Origin of the sequence: Paenibacillus sp. RC73 (assembly GCF_044908085.1) — a bacterium.
Lineage (GTDB): Bacteria > Bacillota > Bacilli > Paenibacillales > Paenibacillaceae > Paenibacillus > Paenibacillus terrae_A.
The window spans coordinates 121,693-134,293 of record NZ_JBIYCV010000004.1; the positions used below are offsets into that span (position 1 = coordinate 121,693).

General features: G+C 47.6%; 10 protein-coding genes. 9 read left to right on the plus strand and 1 reads right to left on the minus strand.

Annotated elements, in window-relative coordinates:
* Window positions 1-103 precede the first annotated feature (103 nt).
* From ABH897_RS10485 to ABH897_RS10505, 5 genes are all read left to right on the plus strand, one after another.
* On the plus strand, window positions 104-1,111 hold the full coding sequence (locus tag ABH897_RS10485) for a substrate-binding domain-containing protein (RefSeq protein ID WP_404580724.1): 1,008 nt from the start codon (window positions 104-106) through the stop codon (window positions 1,109-1,111).
* Window positions 1,092-3,185, plus strand: a complete 2,094-nt coding sequence (locus ABH897_RS10490) for a cache domain-containing sensor histidine kinase (RefSeq protein WP_283654894.1) — start codon at window positions 1,092-1,094, stop codon at window positions 3,183-3,185. The genes ABH897_RS10485 and ABH897_RS10490 overlap by 20 nt, the downstream gene beginning before the upstream one ends.
* Window positions 3,133-4,380, plus strand: coding sequence for a response regulator (locus ABH897_RS10495; protein WP_404592131.1), 1,248 nt, complete (start codon window positions 3,133-3,135; stop codon window positions 4,378-4,380). Before ABH897_RS10490 ends, ABH897_RS10495 begins: the two co-directional genes overlap by 53 nt.
* A gap of 96 nt (window positions 4,381-4,476) precedes the next feature.
* Entirely contained in the window at window positions 4,477-5,769 is a 1,293-nt protein-coding gene (gene hcp, locus ABH897_RS10500; RefSeq protein ID WP_283654895.1) for a hydroxylamine reductase, read from the plus strand.
* A 239-nt stretch (window positions 5,770-6,008) separates the two neighbouring features.
* Window positions 6,009-6,731, plus strand: a complete 723-nt coding sequence (locus tag ABH897_RS10505) for a hypothetical protein (protein ID WP_283654896.1) — start codon at window positions 6,009-6,011, stop codon at window positions 6,729-6,731.
* Between the two features lie 464 nt (window positions 6,732-7,195).
* On the opposite strand, the gene ABH897_RS10510 is transcribed toward ABH897_RS10505, so the two are convergent.
* Complete coding sequence (locus tag ABH897_RS10510) at window positions 7,196-7,543, minus strand: helix-turn-helix domain-containing protein (RefSeq protein ID WP_283654897.1); 348 nt, start codon at window positions 7,541-7,543, stop codon at window positions 7,196-7,198.
* Between the two features lie 418 nt (window positions 7,544-7,961).
* Between ABH897_RS10510 and ABH897_RS10515 the strand changes: the two genes are divergently transcribed.
* From ABH897_RS10515 to chvE, 4 genes are all read left to right on the plus strand, one after another.
* Complete coding sequence (locus tag ABH897_RS10515; protein ID WP_404591855.1) at window positions 7,962-8,381, plus strand: hypothetical protein; 420 nt, start codon at window positions 7,962-7,964, stop codon at window positions 8,379-8,381.
* Between the two features lie 110 nt (window positions 8,382-8,491).
* Window positions 8,492-8,818 (plus strand): phosphoribosyl-ATP pyrophosphohydrolase, encoded by a 327-nt coding sequence (locus tag ABH897_RS10520; RefSeq protein ID WP_404591857.1) that lies wholly within the window; start codon window positions 8,492-8,494, stop codon window positions 8,816-8,818.
* Entirely contained in the window at window positions 8,802-11,246 is a 2,445-nt protein-coding gene (locus ABH897_RS10525) for a DEAD/DEAH box helicase family protein (RefSeq protein ID WP_404580728.1), read from the plus strand. Before ABH897_RS10520 ends, ABH897_RS10525 begins: the two co-directional genes overlap by 17 nt.
* Window positions 11,247-11,498: 252 nt before the next feature.
* Window positions 11,499-12,584: a multiple monosaccharide ABC transporter substrate-binding protein gene (chvE, locus tag ABH897_RS10530; RefSeq protein ID WP_404580729.1), complete on the plus strand. Its 1,086-nt coding sequence runs from the start codon at window positions 11,499-11,501 to the stop codon at window positions 12,582-12,584.
* Window positions 12,585-12,601: the final 17 nt, after the last annotated feature.

Genomic DNA, 12,601 nt, shown 5'->3' on the forward strand with positions numbered 1-12,601 from the left:
CTGAAAGTAAGAGGAGTGGAAGTAGTTCCAATTTGATATGATTGCGTTTACAATCTAAGTAAATTCACAACTTTGGGATAGGTACAGAAAGGGGGGAGGAAGGATGAAAAAAACACTGGTGGTATATATTCTGCTGATTGCGGCCTTTGCGTTGTATGTGTTCAGATATGAACAATCCGGGCCGTTGAACGGAACCTGGGAAGAAAAAGGGCTACGCGGCAGCATTGGAGAAACGTATATCATGATTACGTTCCAGTCCGGTTTGGAGTATTGGAAAAGCGGCCTTAAGGGCTTTGAGGATGCCGGGGATGCGATGGGTGTGACCGTCGAGTATCGGGGGGCTACCCGTTATGATGCGCAGGAGCAGACGACCGTGATTGAGCAGGCGATTGCCCGGAAGCCCGCAGGGATTGCGATTTCCGCGATTGATCCACACTCGCTGATCCCGGCGATTAATAAGGCACTGGACGCGGGCATTCCTGTGGTGCTGTTTGATGCCGGGGCACCGGGCAGCCGGGCGTATTCTTTTCTGGGAACGGACAATTACAAGGCGGGTGTGACTGCTGCGGACAAAATGGCAGAGCTGCTGGGACGGGAAGGCGAGGTAGCTGTTCTGACGTTACCCGGTCAGCAAAATCACGAGGAGCGTTCCCGTGGTTTTCGTGACACCATTCAGCGGCAGTATCCTGCCATGAAGGTGGTGGAAGTGGCGGATGGACGCGGTGACGCAATGGTATCCCGGGATGAGTCGCTGCGGCTGATGAAGGCGTATCCGAAGCTGGCGGGGATTTTTGTGACCGAGGCGACGGGAGGAACAGGTGTCGGTGAGGCGATATTGAGCCAAAAGAGCCGTCGTCCGCTGAAAATCATTTCTTTTGATACGAATAAAGCGACCCTGGATATGATCCGTGGAGGGACGATCTCGGCAACCATTGCTCAGGGAACGTGGAATATGGGCTATTGGTCGCTTCAATACCTGTTCCATCTGCACCATCATTTGACGATTCCCGCTCCTTCCTCCTCCGGTGACAACGCCCCTCTACCTGTTCGAGTGGACACAGGGATATCCGTCGTCACACGGGCGAATGTAGATGATTATTATGCGAAATGATGATCAACGGAGATGGAAGCGTATACGCGCATGGTCGGATCAAAGGATGCAGCGTTTGCGCTTGCGCAATATGCCTTTACGGTATCAGCTCATGTTGTTATTCCTGTTCTTTGGCATCGTACCGTCACTGGGATTGGGTCTGCTGGTCAACTGGACGGTGGAACGGATTATTGAGCGGCAGGTGGAAGACCATACGATGCAGCTCATTGGCAAGGTAAATGAGGCATTGGATACCAAAATGGAAAATTTGCAGAACATGACGTATTTGATTGGCTTTAACCCGGATATAGGAGAGTTCTGGCAAGGACAGACGCTGGCTGACGGTCACACGGGTACAGTAGCGCAGTCGGTTGCGCAGGAGAAACAACAGGAGGAAAGGGCACAGGATACGCTGTATCGGATGAAGCAATTTTTGCAGGGCTTTACCACGTTATATCCCGAGATTGCGGGTATTCTGATCGTGAACGAACACGGCGACTATATTAGTAACGAAATGTATGCTCGAAGCACGCGCAGTCTGACCGAAGAGGACTGGTATAAACAGGCGTCGCAGCATGCAGGTATTTTTACCGTACTGGGACAGCCGAGCCATCGTAATGTGACGACTCATGTTCAGTACAAGGATAGCGAAATTGTGTCTGTCGTCCGGTCGGTGACGGATTCGGAGACTGGACGTGTGCTAGGCGTGATTATGATTGATCTCAAGCTACGGGCCGTGTCGCAGGCTGCCAGAGATGTAACCCTGGGCAAAACCGGGTATTTAATGGTGACAGATGCAGAGGGACGTAGCGTGTACATGCCGGATATGCCGCTGATCGAGCGTATTCCCCCGGAATGGTTCGGGGCAGGTGACAGCGGGATGTTTACTCGTGAAGCTGGAGGGAGAGAATTGCTGTTCATGTTCCGGGCTTCCGAGTTTACGGGCTGGAGAACGGTGGGTGTATTCCCGGCGCGGGAATCAACACTGGAGGTACGACAAATTCAATTCTACGTCGTCTCCTTTGTCTTCATTGTGTGTCTGTTCGGACTGACGGCATCCTTAAGGTTGTCGCGTTCGATTGCGCAGCCGATTTTCCGCCTGATGTCCTATATGCGGACAGCAGAAACGGGGGATCTTACGGTTCGCCAATGGAGTGACCGCGGGGATGAAATCGGGATGCTCGGCAGGAGCTTCAACCGGATGCTGGAGCAAATTCGCCGTTTGATGTCGCTTGGCGAGCTAAGGGAGCGGCAGAAGCGGGATGCCGAGCTACGTAGCCTTCAGGAGCATATTAAGCCTCACTTTTTATACAATACTTTGGATACGATTCATTGGATGGCTCGTAAAAACGGGGCAGAAGACGTGTCCGATATGGTGGGGGCGCTATCGAGATTGTTTCGCCTCGGGTTGAGTAAGGGGGATGACTTTATTCCGCTACGCAGCGAAATTGAGCATATATCAAGCTATATGCAAATTCAGCAAACCCGGTATCGGGACAGACTTCGCTGGGAATTAAACGTATCCGAGGAATTAGGGGAGCTGTTCGTGTTGAAGCTCATGCTTCAGCCTGTGGTGGAAAATGCCATTTACCACGGCATCAAGGCCAGACGTGGTCCGGGCACGATTGGGGTCGAGGCGCGGATTGAGGGAGATAAGCTGCTGCTGACAGTACGTGATAATGGTGCAGGGATGACGGTGGAACGGTTGCGGGAGCTGCGGCATTTGCTGGAAGCACCGCTGGACTCGATGGAAGGACAACAGAAGCCAAATGGAGCCAGTGTGAATGCGAACGGTAGGAGCTATGGCATGCTGAATGTACAGGCGCGTATCCGGCTATCTTTTGGTGAGGAATATGGAATTGTATTGGACAGTGAAGAAGGGGCAGGTACCTGCGTTACGATCATTCATCCGTTGCTGCGGGATATGGCACAATTGAAGAAGCCTCATGAAAAAGGAGCGGATCAGGATGACGAAATCACACACCATCGGCACCTCGACAACGACGAGTCTGACGGACAAGACCATAACGGAAGTGACGACGATGACGGCAAAACATTACACAAAAAAACGCTATCAGGTACTGATCGCAGATGATGAGCCGATCATTCGTGAGGGCATACGAGATTGCGTAGACTGGACGGCTCTCAACATGGAGGTTGCGGGTGAGGCGGAGGATGGCGAAGAAGCGCTGGAGCTGGCGGTACGGCTTGGCATCGACATTTTGCTGGTCGATATGAATATGCCGTTCATGGACGGAATTGAGCTGATCCGACGGCTGCGGGAAGAACGCCCGGAATGTCGGTGTCTGATCATTTCTGGTCATGATGAATTTGCGTATGCGCAGGAGGCTGTCCGACTTGGCGTGGAGGATTATATATTGAAGCCGGTCGATGCGGAGCAGCTTCACGCTGCGCTGTCGCAGCTCTGTCAGCGGCTGGACGAAGAGCGCAAGCGTGCCGCCTATGTAGAACAGGCCGCCGGGCAGATTGAGCGGAATATTCCGCTGCTGCGCCAGCGCTTTTGTCTGGAATGGCTGGAAGGGCAGAACACGGGAAAAGACGTGATGGAACAACTGGCGTTTTTACGTCTTCCAACCCGGCCACCCGTTCAGATCGGCGTGGTACGGTGGCCTGCGGCAGAGGCGCGGCAGACGATTATGCGTGAGAATGACCGCCAACTGTTTCTTTTTGCTGCTGAAAATATCATTGGCGAGCTGTTGGAGGGCCTGCCGCATGTGTTGCTCCGCGATGCAAACGGGCTGATCGGCATATGCCTGTGGCAGGAGGCACCCGAAGCCATCGGCGCAACGATGGAGCAGGCTATTGGTCGCTACCTGAACATAGCGGTTCATACACATGTGGAGCGAAATGCCCGGGGGCTGGAAGGTGCGGTTGATGCGTTCCAAGTGTGCCGTGATCGTGTGTACGGCGAATCGCAGTTGTCTCCACTCGTACGCCGGGCACGGCAGCTTATTCAGGAAGGCTTTGCGGACCGGGAGCTGACACTGGAATCCCTCGCCTCGCGTTTACAGGTATCCACCGTGTATCTCAGCCGTGTGCTCAAAAAAGAGCTAAACGATAGCTTCGTGACCCTCGTCACGCGCGCCCGTATTCGCAAAGCGGTGCAACTGCTGGACTCCACCACGCTGTCAATCCACGATATCGCAGAGCGCACAGGATACGACAGCCAGCACTATTTTAGTACGGCTTTTAAAAAGACCATGGGTGTTTCCCCTGTTCAGTACCGCAAAGGCGGTGGGATCGGCGTAATCGCGTCGGATCAGGAGTGAGCTGAAAAATGTGTGTGTAATCACACCTGCGCGTTGGGGGGTCTGTTACGCTGTGGATAACGAACAAATATCTATCAATATTTGGAGGAAAACGATATGTTTTGTTATCAGTGTGAACAGACGCCGAGTGGCGGGTGTACCGTAGTTGGAGTGTGCGGCAAGAATGAAACGATAGCGAGCTTGCAGGATACGATGATTTTTGCGTTAAAAGGCATTGCGGCCTATGCGACACATGCTCGACAGTTGGGCTATAGCGATCCAGAGGTGGATCGTATCACGCATGAAGCGTTATATATGACCTTAACCAATTCTAACTTTAATGTACAAGAGCATTTGGACATGGCGATGAAGGTCGGAAATGCAGCCGTACGGATTATGGATGTGCTGGATCGCGCGCATACGGATCGTTTTGGCATTCCGCAGCCGATTACCGTCAGTCAGAATAAAATTGAAGGCCAATGTATCGTCGTGACCGGACATAATCTGTATGCGCTGGAGGAATTGCTACGGCAGACCGAAGGTAAGGGCATTAATATCTATACCCACTCGGAAATGCTGCCTGCCCACGGTTATCCTGCGTTGAAGAAATACGCACATCTGAAAGGCAATATCGGCAAAGCCTGGTACGATCAGCGCAGACTGTTCGAGGAATTTCCAGGCGCGATTCTCGCCACGACGAACTGCGTGATGCCGATTAAAGGCACATATGCAGATCGATTCTTCTCTTATGAAGTAGCCGGGCTGGAGGGCGTCGCCAAGATTACGGACGACGACTTTGCACCGTTGATCGAGCGCGCGCTGGCACTGCCACCCGCAGATGTAGAATCTGAGCAGGTGCTTACGACGGGATATCATCACGAGACGGTCATCGGACTCGCTCCCGAGATTATTCAGGCGGTTAAAGACGGACATATTCGCCGCTTTTTCGTTATTGCAGGCTGTGACGCACCAGGTAAAGGCGGCAACTATTACCGAGAGTTGGCCACTTCCTTGCCGAACGATACAGTTATTTTAACCACGTCCTGCGGCAAATTCCGCTTTAATGACGTGGACTATGGCACCGTGGGGGACACGGGGATTCCACGTTATATTGATCTGGGGCAATGCAACAATTCCGGTTCTACGGTGAAAATCGCTCTGGCGTTAGCAGATGCTTTCGGTTGTACAGTGAATGAGCTGCCAGTCAGCATCGTGTTGTCCTGGTTTGAGCAAAAAGCTGTTGCCATCCTGCTAGGCTTGTTCAGCCTCGGCATGCAGGATATCCGCATCGGGCCGAAGCCGCCCGAGTTTATTTCTTCTGGCGTGCTGGATGTGCTGGTAGAGCTGTTTGGCTTAAAGCTGATTACTACCGCGGAAGAAGATATGAAGGCGATGCTGGCGTTGTCGTAGGGGCGACAAATGGTTACAACTCCATGAGAAGTCGTGTTATTGCACGGCTTCTTTTATTTGCTTATCTTTGTGGTAAGTCATGAAATGACATGATTATAGAATGTTCAACAATTTATTACATTAATTTTATGGAACATATTGGTACTAATGCACTATTTCATCATGTGGATAATAATGGTTAAATGAGTATGTGTTGAATACAATGTGTTCACACAGAAAAATTAAAGGAGATTGAAAAAATGAAAAAGAGATTTATTGCAGGTATGCTGGCAAGTAGTATGTTGGTACCCACAATGGCTTTTGCAGATGAGGCTATAAATATAAATGATAGTTCTTCTAACAACTTATCAAGTGGATTAATGGACAGCGTTTATAACAAAGATGAGATTGCTAAAAGGCTCAACAACGCGATTATAGAGCTGAATGAAGCAAAGAAGTCAAATGAAGGAGCTCTTAGTTTTGATAAAGAATTATTGACTGATGAGTATACAGCTAAAATCAAGAATTATAGTGATGAAGAATTGAAACAATACCTTTCTCAATTTTTTGTAGATAAATCTGCAATTGAAACCAAGTTGGTCAATATTAAAACGATACCTGAGGATGACAACATCATAAAACCAACTTACAAGACATACAATAAGAGGGAAGCTGAAGTATGGACTGGTGTCCCATCGTTAGGTTGGTGTTATGTGCATATTCAGTACAACATTTTAATTGGGGACTCAAGTGACGGAAGAATGTACGATGGCTTATTTATGAGAGGGAAAGTGCTTACCAGTTGGCAAACGGGCATAGCTGTCGCAAACAATTGGAAACATCTTGATGGAGATGTTAGGGCTCTCGGGAATAGCGCTGATATCACAGCCAGAGGCTTATTAACATGGGGAATTAAAGGTACACCACTCAGCTATTCTCAGGACATTACAGTATTATTTGAGGATAGCATACACAATTATTAATAAACTTTTACGGCAGGTGATTCATGAATTTTCTCAAAACCAAAAAGTACTGGATTTTAGCATTTCTAATTATGATGGCCTCATTAATATACCCTTCGACATATGAACCTCAAGGATCGAGTAGCCCCGAATCAGGAAGCCCTTTCAACGAGTATAGTTATGGGTTGCTGTTTCCCTTTCTGACTTTACGTACAGCTCAGGTTGTAACAGGTAGTCAGAATGTATTTAGAATTGGTATAGAGGCCGAAAACTACTTCTTTGGTATGGGTGACTTTCTGGGTTCTTTTGTATTCTGCTTTGTACTTTCATACCTGATTATAAAGCTGTATAACAAAATCTTTAAATGAGCATTATTCTCGATCATTTTATGTAAACTTTTTCAAAGAATCCCCCCTCCTTGGGGGGATTTCGTGTACCTAGAGTAAGTAATCACTGATCTGAAACCCAGTGAATGCGATTATGGATTAATGTTCATCAATTCTTGCAAATATGTCCGTAAGAATCTTCAATGCCAGCTCAGTATCTTTGGATTCACGCGTTCTTAGCAGAGTCAAAATACTTTTTACACTCAAATCTTCTTCGGTAAGCTCATCATTTTCCTTTACATATGTAAGCAACTGATAAACGCCCACGTTCAATGCCTTCGCTATTTTCTCCAGATTTTTCAAAGATATATTTCTCTCTGCGCGTTCAATAAAACCGATATAACTCGAATTGAATCCTGCTTTTTCAGCTAAAGCTTCTTGGGAAAGCCCTTTGGACTTCCGAATATCCCGAATGCGTGTACCGACTAAATCTAAAAGTTCAGACATGTTTACACCTCTCTATAGTAAGGATTTCACAAAATTCGATTCCAATCGCTCCAAAGTGCAATATATAGACGAACTAGACCATTTCAATCTATATATTATTTATTGGAAGTCGCTTATTGGATTTTTGCAAAATCTTCTAGTTAGAAGTGTAGAGAAAGAGTTACTTCTAATTAATAACTGTTAATAAGTAAATTGAATTAAAAACTACTATATAGTAATATTTATTATAAAGCTTGTCCGATAGCTAGAAATTTGTACATTTTGATTGTTCTTTATTGGTACTACGATGCCCTCACTGTTCATTAAATTAAAATTCAGGAGTTGACTCCCCGTGAAAAATTACTCCTTAAGCAACCACCTACATAGTGATCCAGATTCCATACAGCCTAATCATAGCGATCCCAACATATTGAATTGCATGATGGATTTTCAAAAGCTGGCCCAATATCAGATCAAGCTTGCACAGATCATGCGCAATCATCATCAATTTCACAACTGCCTCATTCTTTGTGACCGGGCGATGTTTTCTATGGCTAAGGCCGTTTATGTTCATCGAAATCAAATCATTCTATCCTCCATTAACCTATCAATTACCGACCTGCCAACTTTAATCCACACGGATGCTGAGCCGAGTTTGGATATGGTGCTGTTTATGGGTACAGTGCATTACCTTATTTCCGCAGAGGATCATGCACATAACAAGCCGATGAAGCTGGAGGAGGTCGATAGGCTGCTTTTTAGAACGGACCATACTTTAATACGTCTATCTCGTCGAATTGTAGCTGATCCTGCTGAGTGGTATCAATCTATTTTTATAAAGAATCAGTCCATGAAGTAGTTAAATCATATGTTAATAACACCCAACCTCTTCTCACGAATGATATAATGGAAAAAAGGGAGATGTTGGCTACGGCCTAAGGCTCCACAACAGAAAGGGTGTTATTTCAGATGCCTACATACAACAAGCTGGTGCGGGATCGTATTCCGCACATCATTACATCTCAGGGCAAGGAATGCCGCACGCGCATTTTGGACCCGGAGGAATATAAGCAAGAGCTGAGAACGAAGCTTCGTGAAGAAGCAGAGGAATATTTTGAAGCGGCGAAAGATAAGGACGCGCTGGAAGAGCTTGCGGATATGCTGGAAGTCATCCGGGCGCTGGCAGAAGTACATGGGGCGAATGCGGCAGAGCTGGACAAGCTGCGGGCAAACAAAGCCGAGGCACGGGGCGGCTTTCAGGAGCGGGTGTTTTTAATTGATGTCGACGAAGCTTAATGTCAAGCTTATTACGGACAATTTGGCGGATGAGCTGATCTCCGGGATACAACATGCCTCCGGGATTTATATTATGACTTCATTTATTATGCAATCCGGAGTAAAGCTGTTGGCTCCACATCTAAAGCAGGCTGTAGAACGTGGCGCAGAGGTACGGGTGTTGGCGGGGGACTATCTATATATTACGCAGCCGGAAGGTTTGAGGGCGTTGTGTGAAATAGATCATCGGGTTGAGGCAAGATTGTGGCAGAGTAGGGGGACGTCTTTTCACCCGAAGGCGTATTTGTTCGATTATGACAATGGAGAAGGTCTACTGGTAGTAGGCTCATCCAATTTCTCATTCACCGCATTGAAGACGGGGTATGAATGGAATCTTGCCATGGACGCACAGGCAGAACCTTACACATTTCAGACAGCTTTGGACAAATTTATGCAGAGCTTTTACCATGAAACGACTCTTCCAGTAAATGAAGATTCTATTGCTTATTATGAGGAGGAATACGAAAAGGTTCACCGGAAGAACCCAGAATTGATTCGGCATATAACAGACATGGAAGAGGCCGAAATCGGGTTGGGACTGGTGGAGAATTCGTCTGAACAATCGGATGAGCAGTTGCTTACACCGATTGAGCCACGTCCTGCACAGATAGCAGCATTGGAGGCTCTTGAAGGAACGCTGGAAGAGCAATATGACAAAGCAATGGTTATCATGGCTACCGGATTGGGAAAAACGTATCTGGCCGGCTTTTTTGCTCGACGGTTTCGGCGTGTACTGTTTGTTGCGCACAGAGAGGAAATTTTGTTTCAGGCGCAAAGATCCTTTCAGCAGATTATGCCGGAACGTACTTACGGGATTTACAACGGGCAATTCAAGGATGGGGAAGCAGATTGTGTGTTTGCGTCCATATATACGCTCGGGATGAGAAAGCACCGTGAGGGATTTGAGCCGAATACGTTTGATTTAATTATAGTAGACGAGTTTCATCATGCAGCGGCACCCTCGTACTTGTCGGTAATCCAGCATTTTCAGCCCGAATTTTTGCTGGGTATAACGGCAACACCGGATCGGCTGGACGGCAAGGATGTATATGCGTTATGTGATGGAAATGTAGCCTACCAAATGCATTTTATTGAAGCAATTCGACGAGGCTGGCTGGCACCTTTCCAATATTATGGGGTATACGACCAAACGGACTACTCGAAAATTCACTGGTTAGGTACAAAATATGACGATGTACAACTTGCGGCAGTACAGCTTCAGGAAGAACAGGCGGAGAAAATCTATAATGCATGGCTTCGGCACAAGCAGACACGGACAATCGGGTTTTGTTCGTCGATACGACAGGCGGATTTTTTGGCAAATTATTTTCACGGTAGAGGCGTGAACGTATTAAGCTTGCACTCACGAACTGTACAAATGTCCCGAGAGGAAGCGATTCGGCAGTTGGGAATGGGCGACCTAGAGATCGTATTTACGGTTGACCTCTTTAATGAAGGTACGGATATTCCACGTGTAGATACGCTTTTGTTTGTTCGACCGACAGAATCAATGACCGTATTTACTCAGCAGGTGGGTCGTGGTCTGCGGCTGGCTAAGGGGAAAACGCATTGTGTCATCATTGATTTGATTGGAAATTACCGGAATGCGGATGTGAAGCTGAAACTTTTTGCTGGACCAGAGGAAGAGGATTCCAAAGGGAAAAAGCGAGAAGCTATCGTACCAGAGGTACCTGAAAGCTGTGCAATCCAACTTGAGACACAAGTTGTGAACTTGCTGCAAGAGCTAAGTCGCAAAAGGATGCCCCACCGTGAAAAGCTGCAACGGGATTTTCTGGACTTGAAACAGGAATTAGGACGTATTCCTACATATCTGGAATTGCACTTGCTTGGTAATTCAATAAGTAAGGCGTACCGGAATGAGTTCGGTTCCTATGTCGGATTTCTCTACTGGGCAGAGCTTCTGTCTGAACAGGAAAAAGAAACCTATGTCCGCCATGAGGCGTGGCTGCGGGATGTTGAATGGACTGTCATGAACAAAAGCTACAAAATGATCGTGCTCCTCTATATGCTGGAACGCGGGGAAGCACGCTGGACAGAACCAGTAACACCGGAGGGAATGGCATTATTTTTCCATACGTATATTACGGAAAAGGAATATCGGAGACAGAAGGATTTTGCCGATAAGGAATCAACAGGTTTGTGGGAATGGAATGCGTTGACTGAAACGAAGGTAGCACAACTCATTTCAAATATGCCTATGACCAAGTGGAGTGCGGCGAAAGGGAGCATGACGCGATTCGAGGACGGTGTATTTACACTTGCCTTTAAAGTAAAGGGCGCCGACGAACGCGCGCTACTATATCAATGGACGAAGGAAATTTGTCTATATCGGTTGCATGTTCATTTTGAGCGGAAGTCGAAGGAATAGGTGTACAGTAGGGGCTACCCATGTCGGGTAGCCTTTTTTGATTTATTTAAAATAATCCCCCCCACACAAAGGTTAAAATTTTATAAAAAAAGTTCAAAACCAGCAAAGACCTTTCCCGGCTTGGAATGATACCATGTGGTTGCACATAAAAAAAGGAGAGGCGTTCATCGCCACTCTATTGTAAGCGCTATCTAATTTCTACTCTAATCAGTGCTAAATGACCCGCATCACATGAGGAAAGGGGAGCTTCATATGAAAAAAGGAGCTGTTGTCGTCTGGCTTCTGGTTTTGGCCTTGATGCTTTCAGCCTGTAATTTGGCGGAGAGTGGAACAGGCAGCAAGGAAAAAGGCTATGTGGGCATTTCCATGCCGACCAAATCGTCCGAGCGTTGGGTAGGAGACGGGGAGAATATGGTCCGGCTGTTTCAGGAGCAAGGCTATAAAACGGATTTACAGTATGCCGAGGACGTGGTGGAAAACCAGATTGCCCAAATTGAAAATATGATTACCAAGGGCGTAAACGTTATGGTGGTTGCTTCCGTGGATGGGAACACGCTGACGGACGTCATCCAGAAGGCGCATGACCGGGGGATTCAGGTCATTTCCTATGACCGGCTGATTCGGAACACGCCGTATCTGACGTACTATGCGACCTTCGACAATTTTCAGGTGGGCGTGCTACAGGCGGCGTATATTGAGAAAAAGCTGGGACTCAAGGAAGGCAAAGGTCCCTTCAACGTAGAGCTGTTCGGCGGTTCACCGGATGACAACAACGCGTATTTTTTCTTTAACGGCGCGATGTCCGTCCTCAAGCCATACATCGATTCCGGCAAACTCGTTGTGCGCAGCAAGCAAATGACGATGGCGCAGATCGCTACGCTGCGGTGGGATGGAGCTTTGGCCCAGTCGCGGATGGATAATCTGCTGAGTGCCTACTATTCGGGAGCGAATCTGGACGCGGTGTTATCCCCGTATGACGGAATCAGCATAGGTATTATTTCATCCCTCAAAGGGGTTGGCTACGGATCAGCGAACAAGCCGTTGCCGATCATTACGGGGCAGGATGCGGAGCTGGCTTCGATCAAGTCGATTGTGGCCGGGGAGCAGACGCAAACCGTGTTCAAGGATACCCGCAAGCTGGCAGAGCAAACAGTTGTGATGGCCAACAGTATTTTACAGGGCAAGCAAGCGGAAGTGAATGATGCCAAATCGTATAACAACGGAATAAAGGTAGTTCCTGCTTATTTGCTTGATCCGATCTCGGTAGATCGGACGAATGTCGAGAAGGATATTGTTGGCAGCCATTATTACACCAAGGAGCAAATCGGACTGAAATAAGAGCAGGCTATTCAAAC

Coding starts and splice junctions, on each gene's coding strand:
- ABH897_RS10490 (WP_283654894.1), top strand. CDS start 1,092: ATGATTATTATGCGAAATGATGATCAACGGAGATGGAAGCGTATACGC.
- ABH897_RS10485 (WP_404580724.1), top strand. CDS start 104: ATGAAAAAAACACTGGTGGTATATATTCTGCTGATTGCGGCCTTTGCG.
- ABH897_RS10525 (WP_404580728.1), top strand. CDS start 8,802: ATGTCGACGAAGCTTAATGTCAAGCTTATTACGGACAATTTGGCGGAT.
- ABH897_RS10520 (WP_404591857.1), top strand. CDS start 8,492: ATGCCTACATACAACAAGCTGGTGCGGGATCGTATTCCGCACATCATT.
- ABH897_RS10495 (WP_404592131.1), top strand. CDS start 3,133: ATGACGGCAAAACATTACACAAAAAAACGCTATCAGGTACTGATCGCA.
- chvE (WP_404580729.1), top strand. CDS start 11,499: ATGAAAAAAGGAGCTGTTGTCGTCTGGCTTCTGGTTTTGGCCTTGATG.
- ABH897_RS10515 (WP_404591855.1), top strand. CDS start 7,962: ATGATGGATTTTCAAAAGCTGGCCCAATATCAGATCAAGCTTGCACAG.
- ABH897_RS10505 (WP_283654896.1), top strand. CDS start 6,009: ATGAAAAAGAGATTTATTGCAGGTATGCTGGCAAGTAGTATGTTGGTA.
- ABH897_RS10510 (WP_283654897.1), bottom strand. CDS start 7,543: ATGTCTGAACTTTTAGATTTAGTCGGTACACGCATTCGGGATATTCGG.
- hcp (WP_283654895.1), top strand. CDS start 4,477: ATGTTTTGTTATCAGTGTGAACAGACGCCGAGTGGCGGGTGTACCGTA.